The organism is Fluviicoccus sp. (genome assembly GCF_030646115.1).
GTDB lineage: Bacteria > Pseudomonadota > Gammaproteobacteria > Pseudomonadales > Moraxellaceae > Fluviicoccus.
In genome coordinates, this window is the sequence record NZ_JAUSMX010000014.1 from 65,432 (window position 1) to 87,639 (window position 22,208).

Below are 22,208 nucleotides of genomic sequence, written 5' to 3' on the forward strand. Positions count from 1 at the left end.
TAGCAGTTTCACTGTCAATAAAGTGTCAATCCATTCGCCTTTCCGGCCAAAACAGGTTGTCTGAAATGCAAAAAGGGGCGCCAGCAGGCACCCCTTTTTTCGTCAACACAATCCTCAGGCGCCGAGCTTGGCACCCAGGATGGCTCGCTGGTTCTTCAGCATCGACGGCAGTTTATCGGCGATTTTGGCAAACAACTCATCATGGCTTGACAGTTCGCGTTTCCAGGCAGAAGTGTCCAGGCTGATGACCTTGGTAAACTGCTCTGATGTGAAATCCGAACCTTCCCAGGACAGGTCTTCGTAACGCGGCACCAAGCCGATCGGGGTTTCATGGGCTTGGCCATGGCCTTCACAGCGATCGACAATCCATTGCAGGACGCGCATGTTCTGACCAAAACCGGGCCAGATGAACTTGCCATTCTCGTCAGTACGGAACCAGTTGACGTTGAATGCCTTTGGCAGTTGCGAGTGTTCGCTGATCAGTTCTTCACCCATGTTTAACCAATGCTGGAAGTAGTCACCGACGTGATAACCACAGAAGGGCAACATGGCGAAGGGGTCGCGGCGAACGATACCTTGCTGGCCGACAGCGGCAGCCGTGGTTTCAGAACCCATGGTCGCGGCTTTGTAGACGCCATCCTTCCAATCGAAGGCTTCGACGACCAACGGCACGGTATCAGCGCGACGGCCGCCAAAAATGAAGGCTGAAATCGGCACGCCGCTCGGGTTTTCCCAGTCGGCGTCAATGGACGGGCACTGCGAGGCGGCGACGGTGAAACGGGAGTTTGGATGGGCTGCCTTGCGTCCGCAATCCGGAGTCCAGTCCTTGCCGGTCCAGTCAATCAGGTGCGCAGGCGGGGTCTTGGTCATGCCTTCCCACCAGACATCGCCGTCATCTGTCAAGGCGACATTGGTGAAAATGACATTTTCCGTCAGAGTGGCCATGCAGTTGGGGTTGGTGGTGGTGTTGGTGCCGGGTGCCACACCAAAGAAGCCGGCTTCCGGGTTGATGGCGTACAGCTTGCCGTCATGGTGTGGCTTGATCCAGGCAATGTCGTCACCAACGGTCTCGATCTTCCAGCCTTCAAAGCCGGCGGGGGGCACCAGCATGGCAAAATTGGTCTTGCCGCAAGCGGACGGGAAGGCGGCGGCAACGTAGTGCTTCTGGCCTTGCGGGTTGGTGACGCCGAGGATGAGCATGTGCTCGGCCAGCCAGCCTTCATCACGGCCCATCACGGAGGCAATACGCAGCGCCAGGCACTTCTTGCCGAGCAGGGCGTTGCCACCGTATCCGGAGCCGAAGGACCAGATTTCACGGGTTTCGGGGAAGTGGACAATGTATTTTTCAGGGTTGCAGGGCCAGGTCACATCGTCGGCCGGTGTCAGTACCGGCTTGCCGACGGAATGCACGCAGGGAACAAAATTACCGGTTTCACCGAGTACATCGTAAACAGCCTTGCCCATGCGGGTCATGATACGCATGTTGGTGACGACATAAGGGCTGTCGGACAGCTCCACCCCGATCTGGGCAATGTGGCTGCCCAGAGGACCCATCGAGAAGGGGACGACATACAGGGTGCGGCCGCGCATGCAACCTTCAAACAGGCCGCTGAGTGTGGCGCGCATTTTGGCCGGTTCTTCCCAGTTGTTGGTGGGGCCGGCATCTTCACGGTTTGCAGAGCAGATAAAGGTGCGGTCTTCGACACGGGCCACGTCAGACGGGTCGGAAGAGGCGAGGTAGGAGTTGGGACGTTTTTCGGGATTCAGGCGGCGCATCATGCCACTGGCAACCATCAGGTCGAGAAGACGTTGATTTTCCTCCTCGCTGCCGTCGCACCATTCAATGCGGTCAGGTTGTGTCAGGGCGGCGATTTCCGCAACCCAGGCTATCAGTTTGGGATGACGTACAAAGGAAGGAGCGTTGACAGTGGTTTGAGTCATGGTATGAGGCCCGGATAACGAAAAAAACGTCCATGCATCCCGGCTTGTGGCCAGGACGAAAGTGGGTTGCAGGATAGCACAAGGCGATTTCTTGAATCTTGACGCCTGATGAGCGGCAAACCCGTTCGAAAGTGGCGGAGGCGGTGAGATTCGAACTCACGGTGGGCGGAACCCACGCCGGTTTTCAAGACCGGTGCCTTAAACCGCTCGGCCACGCCTCCGTTCAGGCGGCGAATCATACTGCAAAATGGCATTAAAACTCAAGAAACAGGCAAGAAAAAGGCGCATGGGATGCGCCTTTTTCTTATCTGGAAGGACCGGTTACTTCGGGTAGAAGTTAAGCGGGAAAGTACCTTTCCAGATATCAACGTTGTCTTCGCCAAAGTTGATACTTTTTACGATCGTGACCAAGCGGGACTCAAGATCCGAGTTGTTAAGCTCGCTTGAAACGATTTCACAACTGGTCACGGATCCGTTCGGGTCGATGACTATACGGAACAGAACGCGGCCTTCCATGCTGGGGTCGTCTTTCATAGCGCGGGTATATGCGCCAAAAAGCTTGCCCTGATTGCGGTCGAAAACCGAACGGATTTGATCCGTAGTCCGTTTGCCGATGCCGCCTTCACCACGACCGCCACCGCCTTCACCACGACCGCCGCCGCCAACAGAAGCAATGACGCCGCCCTTCATGTCGGTGGTGCCTTTGCCGCCCAGACCATAGTTGCCCTTGCCACCCTTGCCGCCGGCTACGCCGCCGCCAAAGCCGGAGCTATGGGCGCCTTGGTAAGCCAAGCCGCCGGAACCTGCACCGGCGCGACTGTTGATCATGTTGCGGCTGGTGCCGACCGGTTGACCGCTGTTCTTCTGCAAAGCGCCGCCGGTGTTCATTTCAGCCACGGTCTGCATGTCACGCAAGTCAGCCAGTGCATCGGTAACGCCGGACTGCTCCAGGGCCTTGCTGGCTTTTTCCTTGGCGGTCTTGACTTCACTATCTGTCGGTTTGACCTTGGCGACTTTTTCTTCGACAGGTTTGGGTTTATCCGCTGGTTTGTCTTCCGCCTTCTTCTCTTCCTTCTTCTCTTCCTTTTTTACAGGAGGAGGGGGAGGGGGGAGAATTTCCTTGCGCTCAACCATGCGCGCAATACGCTCGGGTATGGCCGCATCCTTGCGCTCAATCTTGGGTAACTTGACGATGGCTACAATCAGGCAAAGGATTATGGCCAAAACCAAGGCGGCGATATCAATGCGACGTTTACGGCTGGCGTCTTCAGGCAAGTCATCCCAAGGCAGCATGGGGCGAAGCTGGATTATCTGGCTCATGACTTCTTCCCTCCGCGAGCAACAGCAAAGGATATCTTCGCAAAGTCATTCTGGCTGCAGGTCGCCATCACCTTGCGAATGACGCTGTAAGGTGTGTCCTTGTCACTGAGGATAGTAATATCCCGTTCCGGAATACCCTGCTCATTCAAAGGTGCAATGGTCTTGGCGGCCCGGAAGCGCAACTCAGCACCCAGAGCAGCGATATTGTCACTCTTGTTGGCCATGGCTTCGGCAACCGTGGCAATTTGCATGTCCTGAACCAGAATGTCTTTCTTGGTGATCATCACAATCAATTGCTCTTTCGGGTCCTTTTCAGCAGTAGACACCGGTAATTGCAATTGGGTGATATCCGGCAGCTTGGCCGGGTTCTGTGAGTTCACCAGCAGGAAAAACACCAGAATGGTGAAAATGTCCATCAGGGAAGTCAGGCTGAGGTTGGCTTGACCCTTGATGCGCTTTTGCAGCCGTTCATGCCGTTTGACGCGGGGGCTTTTGTTATGACTCATTTGGCACCTCCGCTTTCTTCAGGAGCATCACCAATACTGACGTCCGGGAACAGGGCGTACTTGGTCGGCTTCCCGTTTACCTGACTATTGATGATGCGCACAGCGTCCATAGTCTGAATCAGTTTGTTGTACACGGTGTTTTGCTCCAGCAGAATGCTGGCGTCTGTCACGGTCGGGTACTGAGTTTTGACTTCACGCAGATATTCATTCAACGCCTTGAAGTCGTGCTCGCCTTTGGCATCCACCGGGATGGTTTTCATGGGGCCGGTCTGGCGATCGGCAACCAGAAAACGATCCTTGTAAACCATGACTTCAAGCACCAGAGGCTTTTTGACCTCAGGGGCGGCGCCGCTTCCGTCGTTGGGCATTGCGACCTGCAATACCGCAACCTGGGTGAAGACAGCATTCAGCAACAGGAACGGGATCAGGATCACCATCAGGTTCATGAACGAGGTGATATCCAGCTCCGGGTTCGTGTCACGGGCTTTAGAGCGTGACCGCATGATCTACTCCTTGTTTAAGTCTGGGCCGGCCCGGATTAATCCTGGGCATTACGCAATTGGCGCAGGGCGTTAAGGAGTTTGATCGATGCCATTTCCAGGCTTTCCACGACTTCACCGGTACGGCTTTGCAGGAAGGCGTAAACCAGCAGCAAAGGGATGGCGACGAACAAGCCGAAAGCGGTGGTGTTCATGGCTACAGAGATGGAGCTGGACAGCAAGTCGCCTTTTTGTGCCGGGTCAGCATTAGCGACCGCTTCGAAGGCTGTGATCAGGCCTTGCACGGTTCCCAGCAGACCCAGCAAAGTGGCAATGTTGGCGAAGGTGGCGACGTACGGAGTGCGGGCCTCCAGTCGCGGCATGACTTCCATCAGGGCTTCGTCCATGGCGGTCTCGACATCTTCCACGCGGCGGGCGGTCTGGTTGCGAGACAGTCCGTATTCCAGAATTCGGCCGATTTCAGTGTCATTGTCCTTGACCTGCTTAAGCGCCTTTTCGGTGTCGCCTTTCTTGATGAACGGAAAAACGGCATCCCAGAGTGCCTTGTTGGAGGCCTTGACCCGGTTGAGGAACAAAAAGCGCTCAATCGCGATGCCGAAACCGATCAACATGATCAGCAGGATCGGATACATGAAAAAACCGCCGTCCTGAATAAAACGAACTGCCCACATGGTGTGTACTCCTGTTTTGCTATTTTAAAAATTCACGTTAAGGTGAAGGGGTTGGAAAGGTTTGAATGGCTCTGGAAAAATCAACTTCACGCCGCACCACATCGCGGTCAATAGGTTCCAATACCTCTTTCAGCATCGAGGCCTCCAGAGGGTTCTTGGGCAGTACATTGTCCTTGTCTTTCCAGGGAACAATGTTCAGTTCCAGGGGGGCGTCCTGGCTGCCGATGATGTCGAGACCATCCTTGACGTCTACATCGGTGGATGTTTTACCGGCAGGTTTGACGATCTTGGCTGCTTTTGCAGGTTTGCCGGCAACGGCTGATTTCTCCGTTACGGCTCCTGTCTTTTCAGCAGCCAGGGATGTGGCTGACATTAGGACCAGCATCAGCCCCGCCATCATTTGTTTATTCATGGTTTGGCACTCTCGGCAGCTGGAGCGGTGACATCTGCGGCAGTTCCTTCTTCCTTTGGCGGTTCCGACGGTGCGGGTGACGGCTCCTCCGTTATTTCCTCGACAGCCGCCTTTTTCGCCGGAGCCTTGTAAACACCGGTGCGTTTTTGCAGGTCGACAATCCATTTGGCTACGGTGGCATCGGGCTGCGCTTGCAAGGCCTGGTATGCTTCGTAATGCTTCAGCGCATTGGGCAGATCAGGTAGGTAGAGGTCAGACAGCACGGCCAGATTAAAGTGCGCCTTGCCGTAATTGGGCGACAGGGCGAGGGCTTTTTCATAAGCCTCGCGAGCCGCTTTGAAATGCCCTAACTGTTTTTCGGCATAGCCGCTCAGATTCCAGACATAGGGGTTTTTGTCGTTGGCGGCCTGGGCCTTTTTCAGCAATTCAACTGCTTCGGCCGGTTTTTTCTGGGCCAGGCGAATCAGTGCCTGATTAAGCACCGGACCCGTCAGGGTCGGCGCCTGCACCTGAATGGCCTCGAACAAGGCATAGGCTTCCTCTTGGCGGTTTTCCTTCATCATGGCCAAAGCGCGTTCAAATTCCGGCTGAAGGTTGCGTGCCAGTTGTTTCTGACCGGCATCCAGCTGGGTCACTACTTCAGGGCCTTTGGAGGTGTCGGCTCCGGCAGTCGTGGTTTTACCGTCGGCATCCCGCGCCTTGGTTTCGCCTTTGGCGGCTCGTTCACGCGCCAGCTTTTCCAGATCCGGCTCACTGCTGATTTCTTCAGCGGTAGGTGCGGGTACATCGGCGTTTGCCATTACCGGCTTTTCTTTCATGGAAGAGCAGCCGGACAGGGCGGCACCCATGACCAGCAGGCATAGGCCTGAGGACTTGCGAATGAAGCAGCCCGTATCATCAATAAATTTCATCGATCAGCTCTTCCAGTTGCTCGCGCTTGTTGTAACGTCCGGGGGACAACTCCGCCAGCGCGTCGAAACTTTTTTGCACATACTCGTCATACACTTCCTGAGTGACCAGTTCAGCGTTGACCTTGTGAATGGCAATAGCCTTGTCTGACAGTGGTTCAGCCTGTTCTTCCAGCAAAATGCCGTATTGCTCCAGTTCAAGGTCGCTCAGTCCCTTCGGTCGTTCGCTCTTAACGAGGTCGTTGGCCATGATGCGGTAGATTTCGCCTTGCTGATGATTGGCGGCAGTGGTGAACTCAGCCACGCCAATAGCCGCGACCTTGTTATAAGCGTTCAGGGTCGCCTGCATGGCTTTCTTCTTCAGCAGAATGCTTTGCTTCAACGGCTGCTTGATTGGCAGGGAAACAAACGCATCATAAGACGGCTGACTTAATTTGAAGTGAGCCATCGCACCGAAATACTTGATGCGGGGCGATGCCGAGGCTGCCAGTTTGTCGTACAGCTGAGCCAGCGTCTTGAGATCCGCCAACTGCTCCGGAATCTGTTGCAGCGCAACGTGCTGCTGGTAAATCTTGTAGGTGGCTTCACCGCGAAGATCCGGAGGGTTGGAGGTGTCGCTGGCATACTTTTGGTAAATGCGAAGGGCGGCATCGGTCTGCTTGCCCTTTTCGTACATTTCGGCGGCCAGCCACAGCGCCTCGCGGGCTGCCTGCGGGCTCTTCTTCTGGTCACGGGCGGCAATGACTTCAAACTGGGCGGCGGCATTGGCGATATCGCCGGATTTCTCATAGGCCATCGCCAGCTTTTCCGGAATGGTCTGTGACAGCGGACTGTCCGGATAACGCTCACGGAAGGAGATCAGCACCGGAATGGCTTCCTTGTACTTCTCGCCATTCAGCAGCACGCTGGCGGCGTCGAAATCGGAGGAGGTGCGGATCTTTGGGTCAGCCGAAGCCTGAGCGGCTTTCTGGAAGAAGGCGGACGCCTCTTCCGGTTTCTTGTCGTCGCGCAGCTTTTCGGCCTGGCGATAATAAGTGGTCGCCAACCGGTCTTGATAACGTGTTTTCAGCTTGGCGTCCGGAATCGAGAAAGCCATGACTTGCTGGTATGACTTTTCTGCATTTGCAAAGTCGCCTTTGTCAAATTGGGCGTCGGCAATGACGCTGGATGCCTCCAGTCGCAGCGACTCCTGGACCGGCGGGTTGATGGCCAGCAGGGCATGTGCGTTCCGCACGGCGCCATCATAGTCCTTGAAGTGCAAATTCAGGTTGATCATGCCCTGCAGCATAATGGCAGCTTGGGGATCCTGGGGATAACGCCCCACGTAAGCCGTTACGCCGGCTTCAAGATCCTTGGCCAATTGTCGGGAAACATCGTCCGGCTCTTTCCATAGTTCAAAAATCTGCTGGATTTGGCCCTGGATGATTTTCGGGGTGTTGGTTTCCTGCGGAAACTTTTCCGCGAAACGCAAGACAGCGGCCGAACGTTGAGTCATTAATTTCTGGCGGGCAGCAGCATCTTCACCCAGGGACTTGTCCCAGTCCTGATAGCTCAGTAAGGCAAAGTAGGCGGAGTCAGCCGCCTTTGGGTTGTTGTATTCGTAAGCCGTCTTCTCAAACTCGGGAATGGCTTCTGAATAGTGCTTGGCCGAATAGAGCGCTTCCGCCAGCAGTTGGTTGATGGCAATGGCGTCCTGCTCAGCCGGTTTCAGCGACAGATGGGTGCGATACCATGTGGCGGCTTTCAGGAAGTCGCCTTCATTGTTGTCCATTTGCGCCAAGGCATGATAGTGCTTGGCGAGGTCAACAATGTGTCCTTCCAGAATTGGGCGCAGGCGTAGCCGTGAAGCTTCGTCCGCCTGTTTCCAGTAAGCGCCTTCCGGATTGTAATGCTTGATGAATTCTTCTTTGGCCAGGATGACCTGAGCCGGGAATCCGCCTAGCTGGTAAATATTGATGATGCCGGTGCTGAGTTCGGGAGCACTGGGATCAAAGGGGTGACGGTTGATGAAGGCTGCATAGGTTTCAGCCGCATTGCTGAACTGGCGTTTGGCAAGGTAAGCTTGGGCCAGATTGGTGTAAATGCCTGACTCGAAAAACTTTTCGCCTTCCTTTTCGAAGTAGGCGTCAACCGACTTCGGGCCGTCCATCATCATGAAGGTCAGGCTGATGACTTCGAAGGAGTCTTGCAGCTTGGCTTCTTCCTGCTTGCTCTTTTTCGGTTTGACCATGATTTTTTCGGCAAACTGGAAGAACAGGGGCAGGGAGCCTTCAAAGTCAGAGGCGCGATAGAGCGCCCAACCCCGCTTGTAGAGCGAGCTGTCATAAAAGTCAGAGGATTTGCTTTCAAGCACCTTTTGATAGTAACCGGCGGCTTCGGTGAACCGGTTGCCCGCAAAAGCGTCTTCACCCAGCCGGAAATAGACTTCGACCAGATAAGGCGTCTGCGGATATTTGCTGGCCAACTCCTTGAGGGCGGCAGCAGACTCGGCTTTCTTGCCCATCAGGTCGTAAGTCTTGGCCAGATCATAATAAATATCTGCCTTGGCTTCAGGGGTGGTCATCCGCGACAGGAGATCCTGATAAAAGGCGACACTGTCTTCCAGCAGTTTTTGTTCTTCTTTTTCGGCGGCGAACTTGCTGTTTCCGAGTTTCAGTTTGCGGGCAACCTGCAGATAGGCATTGGCTGTACCGGGATCCTTGGCTTGCCGCGCCTGTTCCAGAATTTGCAGGTACAGGCTTTCATTGAGTTTTTCGTTGACCTGTTCATCCAGTGAAAGCGGTCTCTTGACGACCTCCACGGCATTGTCACCGGTCGGCAGGGGTTGCCCCCCGTCAGGAGCAGAAGCGGGAGCAGTCAGATCGCCGACACGCTGAAGCTGCACTCGGTTTGCAGGCAATTGATCGTCAAGTTTGGGGATGTCAATATTAACCCGGTCCAGGCTAGCCAAAGTGCGGCGGGTTTTGACGCCGTATGCCTGAGTGTTAACCGGGACTTTGCCGGGCAAGGCATTGGAGCTCGCAGCAGGAATGGCGGGAGTTGGAGCCGTTGCCGCCGGGGGAGTAGGGGCAACGCTGCAGGCCGCCAACAGGACGGCGGCGGGCAGGGGACTCAGACGGAACAATAGTTTTGGGTTCATCATCATTTGCCGGTATTTTCCTTGGGAGCCGGGGCAACTTTGCTTTCAGCGCGCTCCATGCCAAGGTAGGTTTCACCCAGATAGTTTGTCAGGACATCACGCCGGTCCTGCAACAAAGACTTGGCCAGTGTGCGCAGATAACTCCGGTATTCCTGCCGCGATTCCGCCACACGAATCTGCAGTTTGTCGATTTGGTCCTGAAGTACGGGCAGGCGCTGACTGTACGCAGCCTTGGAAATTTGCTGGTTGTCGGACAGCAGGCTGTCGAGAACCGCCAGACGGCTCTTGCTTTCCCGTAACTGAGTGGTGGTTTGCTGGAGCTTGTCAAAAATTTCGTCACGCGAGGCGGCATGGCGGGCAATTTCGAACAAGGTGACGCTTTTAAGCCGGTCAAGGCGCTGGGCAGCGTCCTGAACGTCGCGCTCCAAGGCGGGAGACTTCATTTTTTGTAGCTTGCGGCCCATGCGGTTGAGTTGTTGCAAACGTGCATTTTCGGCCTGGCTGGCGGCATCGGTATAGGCATCTGCGGTGGTATTCATCTGCTTGAAGCGCAGTTGAAGGTCCTGCCAGCGCTTGACCAGTGTGACATAGTTGTCCTTGAGCGCCTGCTGCCGGTCGGCAAGGGCCGAGATACCGTCCTTACGCAACTCCAGGGTGTTGGCGATATCCTTGAGTCCGGCAATGTCGCGCTGACGCTGTTCCATCAACAGCGAGAGTCGAGTTAATTGCTGGTACTGCCGGAAGCCTTCATTGAAGGAGGGGGATGCGAACAGTTTGCCGAAAAGTCCTGACGTTATTGCGTCATTAGTTGCCGGTATGGGCTTGACATTCAAAGGGTCCAGATCCTCGGTGTTGACGAGTTTCGGCGCCAGAATGTCCGGCCAGTTTTCGGCATCAACACGCAAGGCGTTTTTCTCAACCATCACGAGTTGTTCGCGCAGCACCTGGGAAGCAATCCGGTAGCCGGACGTGGCTTGAGCCTTGAAACCCATTTCCTCGTAAACACGGGCGCTGAGCAGGAAAGACTCCTGTACCGCCGGATCGGCGGGATTGCGGCGTTGCAACTCAAGGCAGGCCGGCAGTGTGCGCGCATAATCCTTCTGCATGAAGTGGGTATAAGCCAGCGTCAGCAGCGACTGATTGCTGTATGGTCCTTCCAGTCGCACCCTCAACAAGGAGTCTCTGGCAGCTTGGTTGTTGCCCGCCTTAAGATGGTGGAACGCTACGGCCAGTGACGCCTTGTCCCGCAGGTTTTGACTTTCTTCATCCTGGCCGGCTTGATCCACCAGGCTATTGAGGCGCAGCAGGCCGGGCTCCGGTTTATTGTTCTGGAGATAGGCGATACCCAGATTGTAGAGGCCGTAATTAGCCATGACGCCTTCGCCAGGCATGTCCTGAAGCATGTTGATGGCTTCGTTGTACTGCTTTTTCCGGATCAGGATGTTGGCCAGCATCAGTCGCCGTTCTGACTCCTGATAACTGGTCAGGTTGGCAGCAGGCTTGCGAAGGTAATTCTCGGTCGGGGCGTCATTACCCATCTGGTAAAGGAGCTTGCCGTAGCGAACCCAAGGCATGTTCCGGGTGCTCGAAGGAATGTCCTGTGCCTGAACGCGGGAAATGGCGACATCGCCCTCGCGGGGGAGCCCGAATTCGGTGTACAGATCTCCCAGCAGCATTTCCGTGGTCGGATCGTCAATGCTGAATACACCAGATTGCTTGGCACTCAGCAAATGATTCAGGGCGGAAAAGTGATGCCCCAGATGGTAGTCAAAATAAATCTGGCCGAAGACCGGCTCGCTGATGTTCGTAGATACATCAAGGCGCTTTCGCAAGTCGACGGCTTGCGATGTTCCCGTCAGGAGGGCGAGGGCGGCAATTCCCCATCGCCATTGTCTGTTTGGTCTGAGCTTCATGGTGGCTATGATCCTGGCCCTGGCGGCTTAGTTGCGGCTTTCCCACTCATTGAAGTTGAATATCGCCGGCAGGGCGCCGGAGGGGTCTTCCGCAGCCTTGATCTGCAGTATCTTGCGCAGGCTGCCCTTGCTGAAGTTATAGCTGACCGTGCGCTGGAAGTCCTTGCCTCGGGCGTCATAGCCGTTGATTACGGCTTTGAGTGTGTGTTGTCCGCTGGCAAAGTTGCCCATGAACACGCGATGCAGGCCCCCCTTGCCCAAGGCTGCCGTTTCCTGTTCGGAGTAGGCGTGGTAACCCACGTGCTGGTCGTCAACGCTGAGGTTGATGTCAACCAGCCGGACTCGGCTGCCGGCATTGACCCCGAGCAGGATGGCGGCGCTGGAACTGGGATACAGCAACTCGCTTTCGAGTTGGGTGATTTCCCGGTTCAGGTTGAGGATGTCGGACTTCAGGTCCTGCAGATCGGCAGGTACACTGCTTTCACCGGCGGCGAACGAAGCATTGATGGCAATGGCGGCAAGGATGCCGGCAACAAACGTGATTCCCTTGTTCATGATAGTGTGCAATTGGCTGGTTAATTTTAATTCGCCGCCCGTATCGGTCCGGCGCCATAGTCATTGTTGAATCCTGCAGGAGATTAACGCATAAGGCGTTGCTTCAGTCAAAGGGTAGATGCGCTGCAATTGGTGAAGCACTTGGCAACGTAGGTTCTTGCAGGTGTTTCAGGAATGTACATAGATGTAAATCAGGTTCGGGGGTGAGCGGGGTGAAAATAGTTGCTGATGAAAACATGGCGCGGGTCAGGGAGTTGTTTGGCGATCTTGGGGAGCTGACCTGCTTGCCGGGACGTTCCATCAGTCCCGAAGATGTGGCCGAGGCCGATGTCCTGCTGGTGCGGTCCGTAACCAGAGTTGACTCGGCGCTGCTGGCAGGCAGCCGCATACGTTTTGTCGGCACAGCCACCATCGGCACGGATCATCTGGACCTGCCCTGGTTAAGCGGCGCAGGAATTGTGACTGCATCAGCACCTGGTTGCAATGCCCGCAGCGTGGTGGAGTATGTACTGGCGGCCCTGTTCGAACTTTGGCGGCGCGACCGGCTTGATTGGGACCGGCGTGTTTTTGGCGTGGTTGGACTGGGCAATGTTGGCGCCAGGCTGGCCAGAACCTTGCAGGGCCTGGGACTGAAGGTTGTGGGCTGTGACCCCTTTGTCAGTCACCCCGATATCCGGCAGTTGCCGCTGGATGAACTGCTCGCCGAGGCGGATGTCCTTTCCCTGCATACCCCGCTGACGCATGACGGCAGTTATCCCACCTGGCATTTGTTTGATGACAGCCGGTTAAGATCTTTGCGGAAAAACACCATTCTAATCAATACCGGGCGCGGCGATGTTGTCGATAACACTGCGTTGCTCCGTTTGCTGCGCGAGGGCTTCCTGGAAGGTTCGGATGTGGCTCTGGATGTCTGGGAAAATGAACCCGGTATTGATCCGGAGTTGCTACGGGCGGTGGCCATAGGCACGCCTCATATTGCCGGTTACAGCCAAGAGGGCAAGTGGCAAGGCAGCCTGATGGTGCGCGAGGCTCTCTGCCGTTTTCTCGGGAAGCCTTCCGGCCTGCCGCTGCAGGCTGAGTCCTTGGTGGAGGCCGGGTCGTTGCTGATGTCCGGTACGGGGTGGCGGGCGCTTGCAGGGGTGGTGGAGTCGGTTTACCCGCTGCTGCACGACGATGCGGCATTACGTGAGGTAACGAGTGCTTCCGGGGCGCCGGACCGCAAAACCGGCTTCGATGGTTTGCGTAAGAACTATGGCGTGCGCCGGGAGTTTTCAGCCTGGCGTGTGCAAACAACAGTCCCGCCGGATGCGCTGACTTTGTCGCGCTTGCAGGCCTTGGGCTTCAAAGTGGCGGATTGAGGCTTGGCCTCATGAAATTCGCAAAATACTTCATTGAAGCGCGATGATATTGCACGGATTTCGTCTAGAATCTAGCGGTTTTTTCATTCATAGAGGCAGGAGAGGCCCGCCATGCTCAATCTCTTTGTGGCGATCTATTTGCTGGTGTCGATCGGTATCGGCCTGTATGCGGCCCGGAGGGTTCACAGCAGCAAGGACTATGTGGTCGCAGGTAGAAGCCTGCCGCTGTACATTACCACGGCCACGGTTTTTGCTACCTGGTTCGGTTCTGAAACCGTGCTGGGCACATCATCGACCTTTATCAATGAAGGCATGGGCGGCATTGTCGCCGACCCGTTTGGCGCCTCGTTGTGCCTGATTCTGGTGGGGGTGTTTTTCGCAGGCAAGCTGTACCGCATGAACCTGTTGACCATCGGTGATTTCTTCAAGCAGAAATATGGTCGCGGCGTCGAACTGGCAACTTCCGCCGCCATCATGCTTTCTTATCTGGGCTGGGTGGCGGCGCAGTTGAGTGCGCTGGGGCTGGTGTTCAATGTGCTTTCGCAGGGCGCAATCAGCCTGCAGCAGGGCGTTGTGCTGGGGGCTGCCATTGTGGTGCTGTATACGGTCTATGGCGGAATGTGGTCGGTGGCGTTGACCGATTTCATCCAGATGATCGTGATCGTGGTGGGCATGCTTTACGTAGGTTACATTGTGACCGGCGAAGTGCAGGGCGGAGCCGCCGCTGTGATTGAGCATGCCGCCAACGCCGGTAAATTCAATTTCTGGCCTGATGCCTCCCTGGCGGGCATTCTGGCGTTTGTCGGTGCTTTGGTGACGTTGGGACTGGGTTCCATTCCCCAGCAGGATGTATTCCAGCGCGTCATGTCGGCCAAGGATGAAAAAACGGCGGTTCACAGCGCCGTGCTGGGGGGCGTGCTGTATTTCCTCTTTGCCTTCATCCCTATTTTCCTGGCCTATTCGGCGTTCCTGATTGACAGCCAGATGGTGGACAAGCTGCTGCAGAGTGACAGCCAGCTGGTGCTGCCGACACTGATTCTGGAACACACTCCGTTATTGGCCCAGATCATGTTTTTTGGAGCCTTGCTGTCGGCAATCATGAGTACTGCTTCCGGTACCTTGCTGGCCCCGTCCACCATTTTTGCGGAGAATGTTCTGAAGCCGTGGATGGGTCACATTTCCGACCGGAACTTCCTGCACATCATCCGCACGGTGGTGCTGGTGTTCGGTGTTTGCGTCACCTTGTTTGCACTCAACTCTGACTCGTCCATTTTCGAGATGGTCGAGAATGCCTATAAAGTGACCCTGGTTGCCGCCTTTGTGCCGCTGGCGGCGGGCGTGTACTGGTCCCGCGCCAATACCCAGGGGGCGGTGGTGTCAATTGTCTTCGGCGTGGTGGTGTGGCTGACCCTGGAAATCATTGCCCCGGAAGGCATCTGTCCGCCGCAACTGGCTGGGCTGGCGGCTGCCATGATCGGCATGCTGGTGGGTTCCCTGACTCCCCGTTTTATTCGCTCGCCGGAGTGAGACAACAATTAAATACCGTCCAGGTGCTGCCAAAAGCGGCGCTTGGCCTTATTATCGCCCTTGATAATAAAAACAGACCATTTGAGGATTTCCGCATGTTTCGTCCCCTAGCCTCGTGGCCGGCCCTGATCCCTTTGCTATTGGCGGGCGTTGTCCAGGCAGAAGAAGCGCCCCCCCCCCCTGAAGATCCGCAAGCCGCTCCGGAGCAAGCCCAAGTCGCTGAACCGCCCGTGACGGAGCCTGCTCCGGAAGCAGTCGCAACGACACCTGCTCCGCAGCCTGCTGCATCAGGGCTGGAGCAGGAGCACGCGGCAGCTGACCGTTTGCCGACCGCGACCCGTCAGGGTTTCATTCAGCGCCATCCCGTCAGCATGCCGAAAATGAGCATGCCCAAACCGGATTGGTCAACCTGGAAGCCCTCTGCGGTGTATGCTGGCGGCAGCCTGTTGAATGACATGGTAGGCGTGAACACGGTAGCGCTGACCGGAAAGGGCATATTTTACGCCCGGCTGGGACGTTTCGTGAATTTGGATCAGGGAGTGGCCCTGAATGGTGGCTGGCGGAGACCCATAACCGGCACTGTTTCGACCAATGGTTATTCCGGCGGTGTGTTTTTTGGCCATCTCATGGGTGATTCCTATGGCGGGGAAAAATATAACCGCCTGGGTATCGGTGCGGACCTGACTTACCAGTGGGTCAATGCACATACCCTGAAATCGTTTGGCGTGGGTGTCGGGGTAGGTGAAGAAAGGACCGGTGTCAAAGGTGAAAAGAAACGCGCAAAACCTGGCGCATTTTTCAGCTACAGCGTCAGTCTGAAGGTTCTTTAGACAGTTATTTCCGCCCGATGCGATGGCCGAACTCCATAGTCCGGCCTGTGCTATGCTTCGCGGCTGAACAACCGGTTATGGGTTCCATTCCGTTATTTTTGGCTTCAATCAATCCGCTAGGCAGCACCTTCATTATGGCTGACGTATCTTTCTGGCAGGAATTTACCTCCAGGCCTGACTTCTGGGGTTTCATCACCATTGCGCCGGTGGCGTCCTTCGTGACCTGGATCCATGTCTGGATGGCCCTGAAGATGGTGTTTTATCCCATCCGGTTCATTGGCGTGCATGTGGGACCAATCCCGTTGGGGTGGCAGGGTATTGTGCCGCGCAAGGCCGGGAAAATTTCAGGAATCCTGGTGGACCAGTCGCTGTCCAAGATTGGTTCGCTGGACGAGTTTTTCCGGGAAATGAAGCCCGATGAGATGGCTGAGTTCATCAGTGAGTCGATGATGGACAATGTCGAGGAGTTGATTGACGAGGTCATGTCCGAACGCAATTCGACGCTTTGGGAAAATCTGCCTCAAGCTATCAAGCGCCGCATCTACCTGCATGTCCGCAAGCAGGTCCCCGGCATCATGGACAGCCTGGTGACCGAGCTGACCTTCAATGTCGAAAACCTGGTGGACATGCGCGAAATGGTGGTTCGCCAGATGGAGAACGACCGTGAAATGATGGTGCGCATGTTCCTGCGCGTCGGCCAGAAGGAAATTGATTTTATCTGGCATATCAGTGCTGCGATCGGCGCCTTTTTCGGCATAGTGCAAATGGGGGTGTGGCTGGTGGTCCCCTGGCACTGGACGCTGGTGTTCTGGGCGGCCTTCTGGGGGTTGCTGACCAACTGGATTGCCATCTGGATGGTCTTTAATCCGGTGGAGCCGAAGCGTATTCCGATAGTCGGCTGGACTTGGCATGGTGCCTTCATGCGCCGGCAGACGGAAGTGTCCGAGGTGTTTGCCCACATCAGCACCCGTGAGTTGTTTACGATCAAGCAGATCATGACCGAGATGATGTTCGGGCCCAAGGCGGACAAGACCCGCAAGGTGGTCAAGCGTCATGTCAGCCGGATGCTGGATAGCCCGATTGTGCGCACCGCGATCCAGATGACCATGGGCTGGGAGGAGTATGCCAGGCTCAAGGACACCATCATTGACAAGTCGATTGAAGCGACCATGGGTCCGATTTCTGATCCCGGCCTTAATGAAAGCCGGGCAGTGAAGGTCAATCAGCTGTTTCTGGAGCGGATGAAGCTGTTGACGCCGATGGAGTTCCAGAACCTGTTGCGGCCCGCCTTCCGGGAAGATGAATGGATTCTGATTGTGTTGGGAGGGGTGACGGGGGCTTTGGCGGGCTGGTTGCAGCTGATGCTGGGGTTCAAGTAAGACCGGCAGCCAGTAACCTTATCCATGAAAAAGGGCAGAATGATCTGCCCTTTTTTACACTCGCCATTTAGTCACATCTGCGGTTTCAGCGTCTCACGATCACGGGGGAGCCGACAGCGGCTTCCCGCAGCAGTTGCGTGGTTTTCAGGGCAGAGGCCTCATCATTGAAGGGGCCGATCTGAACGCGGTGCACCGGCATGGGGTCATCGGAGGTCTGGATGTTGACTTGCAAGCCCGCAAGTTCCAGCAAGCGGTTTTGCAAAGCCGCAGCATTATCGCGATTGCCGAAGGCGCCAGCCTGAACAAAGAACTTGACCGGAGCCGCCTTGGGCTCCTGACGGGCAATGACCTGTTGCTCTTTCAGCGCCCGGGTGGGGCTGATGGTTTCAATGGAAACATTGGCGGTGCCGTGCTGCAGCATGTCCAGCTTGGCGGCGGCGGCCCAGGAGACATCCATGACGCGGTCAGAATGGAAGGGGCCGCGATCATTCACCTTCAGGATCACGCTTTTGCCGTTGTCGCGATTGGTGACGCGGACGTAGCAGGGAATGGGCAGGTTTTTGTGGGCGGCTGTCATTTTGTACATGTCGTAGCGTTCGCCACTGGAGGTACGACGCCCGTGGAACTTCTGGCCATACCAAGAGGCACGCCCGGCTTGGCTGAAGCCGTCAGTCTTGGCCAGGATGTTGTATGTTTTGCCCAGCACGGTGTAAGGGCTGGTATTGCCGTAACGGCTCAGAGGTTCGTCGGAGGGCACTGCATCCTGCAGCATGGCAAGTTCTTCGGCGGAAAGGGGCTTTTGGGGGGCGCCGTCCGCAGGAACGACAAAGTCGCCTTTACCATAGGCATACGGAGATTGCACGGCATTCATGCCGGCGCGTGGGGGAGTATGGCTACAGGCGCCAAGGGCAGCGCCGACCAGGAGGCCGATTCCCGCACGTAAAACAGTTTTCGGATATGTCATCGGTTTTGACTCCTAGACATGGGTTGAACAGATTTGCCCCGCTTTTTTTCTTGATCTTGAAGGGCTGCGTGAAGCCATCCTAACCGTTTTTTTTCCGGATGTCCAAATTTGATCAAGAAACACCCATAATCCGGATGCTTAAATCGTGCCAAAATTGCAACAATTTATGAAATCACGGAGTTTCTATGCCCGCCGAGAGCCTGGAGCTCCGGATCGCTTCACTGAGCTGGAACACAGCCATGGCATAGTTGTAGCTACGGTTATAGCGGGTGATGGCGAAAAAATTCTCGAAGACAATCCAGAACTCAGCTCCGTTTTCGCCTTGAAGCCGTATGGCTGCCACCGGTGTTTCCGGTGCAAAGCTGCCTTCGCGGGGAACCAGGCCCCGGGTGGCCAGTTCGCCTAGTGTAGTGGCGGTTTTGAGGTCGGTGGACAGCTGTTCGTCATAGCGGTCATTGCTGATCTGAGCGCGGACAGCAACCGCCTCCCCGGTTTTCCAGCCATTGGCGAGAAAATAGTTGGCTACCGAGCCGATGGCGTCTACCGGATCGTTGAGCAGGTCGGTGCGGCCGTCGCCGCTGTAGTCGATGGCGAGGTTACGCCAGCTGGATGGCATGAACTGCGGAAAACCCATGGCGCCCGCATAAGAACCGTAGGTTTGCAGCAGATCCAGTTGCTGTTCCTTGGCCAGCATAAGGAAGGTTCGCAGTTCCTTGCGGAAAAAGGAGCCCCGGGCGGGATAATCAAATGCCAGGCTGGTCAGGGAGTCAATCACCCTGAGGTTGCCCTTGTTGCCGCCATATTTGGTTTCCACGCCGATAATGGCGACAATGATTTCGGGGGGGACGCCGAACTGCTGACTGGCGTTGTCCAGTTCCTGCGCATAAGTGCTCCAGAATTCGACGCCCTTGCGGATACGGTCACCGGACACAAAGTTGGGCCGGTAGTTTTTCCACTCACGCGTCTTCTCAGCCGGACGGGCAATGGCTTCCAGTCCTTTGTCCTGGCGGCTGACCGTTGAAAAAACGGCCGTCAGTTCCCCCGGCGGGTAGATGCCTTCTTTTTCAAGGCTGCCGATCAACGCCTGGAGTTCTTCGTACTGGTCATAGTCTCCGGCAAAGGCCGGGGTAACGGGCAGCAACAGGGCGCAAAGCGCCAGGGCAGGGCGGAGGATTTTCATGGCGGGGTTTCCGGCTACAGCGTTTTCTTGTGGGTATGGATCGACATCAGCATGCCGAAACCGGTCATCAGGGTCAGGATGGCGGTTCCGCCATAACTGATGAACGGCAGGGGTACGCCAACGACCGGCAATATACCACTCACCATTCCGGCGTTCACAAACACATAAACAAAAAACGACAAGGTGATGGCTCCCGCCAGCAGGCGGCTGTAGGAGTCAGTTGCGGTGCCGGCAATATAAAGGCAACGCAGCAGGATGAGGCTGTAGAGAGTCAGTAGCAGCAAAATGCCGAAGAGGCCGAATTCTTCGGAATAGGCGGCGATGACAAAGTCGGTATGCCCTTCCGGCAGGAATTCCAGATGCGCCTGGGAGCCCTTCAGCCAGCCTTTGCCGAACAGGCCGCCGGAGCCGATGGCGGTCTTGGACTGAATGATATTCCAGCCCGTACCCAAGGGGTCAGCTTCGGGATTGAATAGCGTCAGGATGCGTTGTTGCTGATAATCATGGAGGGTGTGCCAGGCGAAGGGCGCGGCGGCGGCGGCGGCGGCGATGCCGACGCTGATGAGCCACCACGGCAAGCCTGCCAGGAACAGCACAAAAAAACCGCTGGCTGCGACCAGGATGGCAGTGCCAAGGTCGGGCTGCCGCGCAATCAGGAAGGCTGGAAAGGCAATCAGCAGCAGCGAGGCCGCCACCGCTTTCAGCGAGGGGGGCAGCAACCGGCCGGAAAGATACCAAGCCATCATCATCGGCATGGCCAGTTTCATGAATTCCGAGGGCTGGAACCGGGTAACGCCGGGAATGGTGAGCCACCGCCGGGCCCCCATGGCTACGGTGCCGAACAGGGCGACCATGATCAGCAGTAAAACCACGCCCGCAAACAGCCAGGGTGAAAACGCCTGATAAATCCGGGGCGGAATTTGCGCCATGAACAACATCATGCAAAGCCCCATGCCGAAGCTGCCGGCTTGTTTCAGCACCAGTGCGCTGTTGCGGCCGGTTGCGCTGTACAGCTCAATCAAACCGATGGCCACGGTCAGGATCAGTACAATCAATAACGGCAGGTCCAGATGCAGCCGGGTCCACGGCGGACTGCGCCGGACAAAGGAGGATCCATCCTGGGGGGCCTGGCGTAGGTAGCGGTATTGACCGGGATCGAGATCGTTCATTCATCGGTTCCGGTATCGGCGGGCGGCGGAGTGACGGCTTGCGGGGTTGCGGTCGCTGATGCCGGTGAAGGAGTCGGTGCGACGGTACTTTCCGGCGCTTTGCCGTGAACGGCGTAATCGAACAGGGCGCGGGCAATGGGGCCGGCGGCCGAATTGCCGTGCCGGCCGTTTTCCACCAGCACCGCTACGGCGATTTTTGGGGCATCCGCCGGTGCGAAGCCCATGAACCAAGCGTGATCCCAATGGCGGGGATCTGTCCTGGACTCGCTGTAACGCTCTCCTTGCTTGATGCCTTTGACCTGCGCAGTGCCGGTCTTGCCGGCGATTTCGTAACCGACCAGTCCGCGCCGCAAGCTGCCGGCCGTGCCGTGACCATGCACCACAGCCTTCATGGCCGCATGCATGCGCTCCCATTCAACCGGGGCGCCGTTGAATGACACCATGCCGTCCGGTTGGTTGACAGGGGCATAGGGGTAAGGGCCGCTGACGCTTTTCAGCAGGTGCGGCGTAATATGCCGCCCCTTGTTGGCGATGATGGCGGTGGCCATGGCCAGTTGCAGCGGCGTCACCGTAAAGTAACCTTGTCCGATGCCCACCGACATCATTTCGCCGGGATACCAGGGCGCTTTCAGGCGTTCCCTTTTCCATTTGATGGTGGGCAGGGTGCCGCTTTTCTCGCTGACCAGATCAATACCGGTGGGCCTGCCGAAGCCGAACTGGATCATCCAGTCATGGAAGCGGTCCACGCCGATTCGCCCCGCCAGTTGATAGAAATAGGTATCGCAGGACTGCTCAATGGCCTTGAAGAGATTGACGGTTCCGTGGCCGGTCTTTTTCCAGTCACGGAACAGGTGGCTGTCGCCGGGCAGGTGGTAATAGCCGGGGTCGCTGATTTTAAAGTCCCAGTCCACCAACCCGTAATGGAGGCCGCCCATGCCCGAAAACGGCTTGATGGTGGAGCCGGGCGGGTAGATGCCTTGCAATGCACGGTTATAGAGTGGGCGGTCCGGATGGTCGCGCCATTCGGCATACTGTTTGCCGGAGATGCCGCCGACAAAGGGATTGGGGTCGAAACCGGGATTGCTGACGAAGGCCAGCACGCCGCCTGTGGCCGGGTCGATGGCCACAACCGCCCCCCGGCGTCCCGCCAGCTGTTCGGCAGCCAGTTTCTGCATGCCGTAGTCGAGGTGCAACACCAAGTCGTCGCCGCGTGTCGGGGCGGTGCGGTCCAGCGGCCGCAGCATCTGGCCATGGGCATTGGCCTCGATGTACTGATAGCCCGGACGCCCTTGCAACAGCGTTTCGTAATATTTTTCGAGACCGGTTTTGCCAATCAGGTCGGTGCCGCTGTAAACCGTCGGGTCGATGCGCTTGGCTTCGTCTTCGGCAATGCGGCCGACGTAACCGATGGAGTGTGCAAACAGTTCGCCAAAGGGATAGTAGCGGGCGAGCTTTACCTCGATCTCAATGCCGGGGAAATTGAAGCGCACCTCGGCAAAGCGGGCAATGTCGGCTTCACTGAGGTTGATTTTGACCGGGATGTTTTCGTAGGGACTGGCTGTCTTCAGGCGGGTGCGGAACCGGGCAATATCTTCCGGACCCAGGCCCAGCACCGGCGCCAGCCGCAGCAGGGTGTCATTGATGTCTTTCGCTTCTTCGCGGTTGAGCGTGGCGGTAAAAGACGGGCGGTTGTCGGCCAGCAGGACGCCGTTGCGGTCATAGATATAGCCGCGCGGCGGCGCGATGGCCTGCAGCTTGATGCGGTTGTTGTCGGAAAGGGTCTGATAGCGGTCGTGCTGCACGACCTGCAGCCAGGCGTAGCGAAAGACGAGCAGTCCGAAAGCCAGAAACACCAGCGTCCCCGCGACTGTCGCCCGTCGCCGGAAGAGTGCGGCTTCGAGCTGGCTGTCCTTGAGGTGCTTTTTCTGGTCCATGG

Annotated in this window: 18 protein-coding genes, 1 tRNA gene and 1 pseudogene; 4 read left to right on the forward strand and 16 right to left on the reverse strand. The window is 56.7% G+C overall.

Going from position 1 to position 22,208, the window contains the following annotated elements; all coding sequences use genetic code 11:
• Nucleotides 1–114 precede the first annotated feature (114 nt).
• From Q7T36_RS09765 to Q7T36_RS09815, 11 genes are all read right to left on the reverse strand, one after another.
• Nucleotides 115–1,941: a phosphoenolpyruvate carboxykinase (GTP) gene (locus tag Q7T36_RS09765; RefSeq protein WP_304847335.1), complete on the reverse strand. Its 1,827-nt coding sequence runs from the start codon at nucleotides 1,939–1,941 to the stop codon at nucleotides 115–117.
• Between the two features lie 132 nt (nucleotides 1,942–2,073).
• A tRNA-Ser gene (locus Q7T36_RS09770) sits at nucleotides 2,074–2,162 on the reverse strand.
• A 100-nt stretch (nucleotides 2,163–2,262) separates the two neighbouring features.
• On the reverse strand, nucleotides 2,263–3,261 hold the full coding sequence (locus tag Q7T36_RS09775) for an AgmX/PglI C-terminal domain-containing protein (RefSeq protein ID WP_304847337.1): 999 nt from the start codon (nucleotides 3,259–3,261) through the stop codon (nucleotides 2,263–2,265).
• Nucleotides 3,258–3,767, reverse strand: a complete 510-nt coding sequence (locus Q7T36_RS09780) for a biopolymer transporter ExbD (RefSeq protein ID WP_304847339.1) — start codon at nucleotides 3,765–3,767, stop codon at nucleotides 3,258–3,260. The genes Q7T36_RS09775 and Q7T36_RS09780 overlap by 4 nt, the downstream gene beginning before the upstream one ends.
• Complete coding sequence (locus Q7T36_RS09785; protein WP_304847342.1) at nucleotides 3,764–4,270, reverse strand: biopolymer transporter ExbD; 507 nt, start codon at nucleotides 4,268–4,270, stop codon at nucleotides 3,764–3,766. Before Q7T36_RS09785 ends, Q7T36_RS09780 begins: the two co-directional genes overlap by 4 nt.
• A gap of 35 nt (nucleotides 4,271–4,305) precedes the next feature.
• The gene (locus Q7T36_RS09790) at nucleotides 4,306–4,938 is read right to left on the reverse strand and encodes a MotA/TolQ/ExbB proton channel family protein (RefSeq protein ID WP_304847345.1); all 633 of its coding nucleotides are present in this window, start codon (nucleotides 4,936–4,938) and stop codon (nucleotides 4,306–4,308) included.
• A gap of 37 nt (nucleotides 4,939–4,975) precedes the next feature.
• Nucleotides 4,976–5,350, reverse strand: coding sequence for a hypothetical protein (locus Q7T36_RS09795; RefSeq protein ID WP_304847348.1), 375 nt, complete (start codon nucleotides 5,348–5,350; stop codon nucleotides 4,976–4,978).
• The gene (locus Q7T36_RS09800) at nucleotides 5,347–6,261 is read right to left on the reverse strand and encodes a tetratricopeptide repeat protein (protein WP_304847351.1); all 915 of its coding nucleotides are present in this window, start codon (nucleotides 6,259–6,261) and stop codon (nucleotides 5,347–5,349) included. Before Q7T36_RS09800 ends, Q7T36_RS09795 begins: the two co-directional genes overlap by 4 nt.
• Nucleotides 6,248–9,403 carry a tetratricopeptide repeat protein gene (locus tag Q7T36_RS09805; RefSeq protein ID WP_304847354.1) on the reverse strand — a complete coding sequence of 1,052 codons (3,156 nt, stop codon included), beginning with the start codon at nucleotides 9,401–9,403 and terminating at the stop codon, nucleotides 6,248–6,250. The genes Q7T36_RS09800 and Q7T36_RS09805 overlap by 14 nt, the downstream gene beginning before the upstream one ends.
• Entirely contained in the window at nucleotides 9,400–11,310 is a 1,911-nt protein-coding gene (locus Q7T36_RS09810) for a hypothetical protein (RefSeq protein ID WP_304847357.1), read from the reverse strand. Before Q7T36_RS09810 ends, Q7T36_RS09805 begins: the two co-directional genes overlap by 4 nt.
• A gap of 27 nt (nucleotides 11,311–11,337) precedes the next feature.
• Nucleotides 11,338–11,865: a hypothetical protein gene (locus Q7T36_RS09815; protein ID WP_304847360.1), complete on the reverse strand. Its 528-nt coding sequence runs from the start codon at nucleotides 11,863–11,865 to the stop codon at nucleotides 11,338–11,340.
• 212 nt (nucleotides 11,866–12,077) lie between these two features.
• Between Q7T36_RS09815 and Q7T36_RS09820 the strand changes: the two genes are divergently transcribed.
• The 4 genes from Q7T36_RS09820 (at nucleotide 12,078) to Q7T36_RS09835 (ending at nucleotide 16,959) form a co-directional block, all read left to right on the forward strand.
• The gene (locus Q7T36_RS09820) at nucleotides 12,078–13,223 is read left to right on the forward strand and encodes a 4-phosphoerythronate dehydrogenase (RefSeq protein ID WP_304847363.1); all 1,146 of its coding nucleotides are present in this window, start codon (nucleotides 12,078–12,080) and stop codon (nucleotides 13,221–13,223) included.
• A 111-nt stretch (nucleotides 13,224–13,334) separates the two neighbouring features.
• The gene (locus Q7T36_RS09825; protein ID WP_304847366.1) at nucleotides 13,335–14,750 is read left to right on the forward strand and encodes a sodium:solute symporter family protein; all 1,416 of its coding nucleotides are present in this window, start codon (nucleotides 13,335–13,337) and stop codon (nucleotides 14,748–14,750) included.
• 23 nt (nucleotides 14,751–14,773) lie between these two features.
• A complete protein-coding gene (locus Q7T36_RS09830; protein ID WP_304847369.1) occupies nucleotides 14,774–15,580 on the forward strand; it encodes a hypothetical protein in 807 nt (268 codons plus the stop codon).
• A 134-nt stretch (nucleotides 15,581–15,714) separates the two neighbouring features.
• Entirely contained in the window at nucleotides 15,715–16,959 is a 1,245-nt protein-coding gene (locus Q7T36_RS09835; protein ID WP_370690094.1) for a hypothetical protein, read from the forward strand.
• An 85-nt stretch (nucleotides 16,960–17,044) separates the two neighbouring features.
• Here Q7T36_RS09835 and Q7T36_RS09840 read toward each other — a convergent pair whose 3' ends face one another.
• The 5 genes and pseudogenes from Q7T36_RS09840 to mrdA all read right to left on the reverse strand — a co-directional run bounded on the left by Q7T36_RS09840 (nucleotide 17,045) and on the right by mrdA (nucleotide 22,206).
• Nucleotides 17,045–17,350 carry an SPOR domain-containing protein gene (locus Q7T36_RS09840; RefSeq protein WP_304847709.1) on the reverse strand — a complete coding sequence of 102 codons (306 nt, stop codon included), beginning with the start codon at nucleotides 17,348–17,350 and terminating at the stop codon, nucleotides 17,045–17,047.
• Nucleotides 17,339–17,629, reverse strand: a pseudogene (locus tag Q7T36_RS09845) (septal ring lytic transglycosylase RlpA family protein); the annotation flags it as partial. The pseudogene Q7T36_RS09845 and the gene Q7T36_RS09840, both read right to left, overlap by 12 nt.
• A gap of 466 nt (nucleotides 17,630–18,095) precedes the next feature.
• Nucleotides 18,096–19,103, reverse strand: a complete 1,008-nt coding sequence (gene mltB, locus Q7T36_RS09850; RefSeq protein WP_304847372.1) for a lytic murein transglycosylase B — start codon at nucleotides 19,101–19,103, stop codon at nucleotides 18,096–18,098.
• 14 nt (nucleotides 19,104–19,117) lie between these two features.
• Nucleotides 19,118–20,272 (reverse strand): rod shape-determining protein RodA, encoded by a 1,155-nt coding sequence (gene rodA / locus Q7T36_RS09855; RefSeq protein WP_304847375.1) that lies wholly within the window; start codon nucleotides 20,270–20,272, stop codon nucleotides 19,118–19,120.
• Nucleotides 20,269–22,206, reverse strand: a complete 1,938-nt coding sequence (mrdA, locus tag Q7T36_RS09860) for a penicillin-binding protein 2 (protein ID WP_304847378.1) — start codon at nucleotides 22,204–22,206, stop codon at nucleotides 20,269–20,271. The genes rodA and mrdA overlap by 4 nt, the downstream gene beginning before the upstream one ends.
• Nucleotides 22,207–22,208 lie beyond the last annotated feature (2 nt).

What these genes read in the sequence shown, in the direction of transcription:
- Q7T36_RS09795 (WP_304847348.1), bottom strand. Translation starts at nt 5,350, where the DNA reads ATGAATAAACAAATGATGGCGGGGCTGATGCTGGTCCTAATGTCAGCC.
- Q7T36_RS09780 (WP_304847339.1), bottom strand. Translation starts at nt 3,767, where the DNA reads ATGAGTCATAACAAAAGCCCCCGCGTCAAACGGCATGAACGGCTGCAA.
- Q7T36_RS09815 (WP_304847360.1), bottom strand. Translation starts at nt 11,865, where the DNA reads ATGAACAAGGGAATCACGTTTGTTGCCGGCATCCTTGCCGCCATTGCC.
- Q7T36_RS09825 (WP_304847366.1), top strand. Translation starts at nt 13,335, where the DNA reads ATGCTCAATCTCTTTGTGGCGATCTATTTGCTGGTGTCGATCGGTATC.
- Q7T36_RS09785 (WP_304847342.1), bottom strand. Translation starts at nt 4,270, where the DNA reads ATGCGGTCACGCTCTAAAGCCCGTGACACGAACCCGGAGCTGGATATC.
- Q7T36_RS09810 (WP_304847357.1), bottom strand. Translation starts at nt 11,310, where the DNA reads ATGAAGCTCAGACCAAACAGACAATGGCGATGGGGAATTGCCGCCCTC.
- rodA (WP_304847375.1), bottom strand. Translation starts at nt 20,272, where the DNA reads ATGAACGATCTCGATCCCGGTCAATACCGCTACCTACGCCAGGCCCCC.
- mltB (WP_304847372.1), bottom strand. Translation starts at nt 19,103, where the DNA reads ATGAAAATCCTCCGCCCTGCCCTGGCGCTTTGCGCCCTGTTGCTGCCC.
- Q7T36_RS09775 (WP_304847337.1), bottom strand. Translation starts at nt 3,261, where the DNA reads ATGAGCCAGATAATCCAGCTTCGCCCCATGCTGCCTTGGGATGACTTG.
- Q7T36_RS09805 (WP_304847354.1), bottom strand. Translation starts at nt 9,403, where the DNA reads ATGATGATGAACCCAAAACTATTGTTCCGTCTGAGTCCCCTGCCCGCC.
- mrdA (WP_304847378.1), bottom strand. Translation starts at nt 22,206, where the DNA reads ATGGACCAGAAAAAGCACCTCAAGGACAGCCAGCTCGAAGCCGCACTC.
- Q7T36_RS09835 (WP_370690094.1), top strand. Translation starts at nt 15,715, where the DNA reads ATGGCTGACGTATCTTTCTGGCAGGAATTTACCTCCAGGCCTGACTTC.
- Q7T36_RS09765 (WP_304847335.1), bottom strand. Translation starts at nt 1,941, where the DNA reads ATGACTCAAACCACTGTCAACGCTCCTTCCTTTGTACGTCATCCCAAA.
- Q7T36_RS09790 (WP_304847345.1), bottom strand. Translation starts at nt 4,938, where the DNA reads ATGTGGGCAGTTCGTTTTATTCAGGACGGCGGTTTTTTCATGTATCCG.
- Q7T36_RS09800 (WP_304847351.1), bottom strand. Translation starts at nt 6,261, where the DNA reads ATGAAATTTATTGATGATACGGGCTGCTTCATTCGCAAGTCCTCAGGC.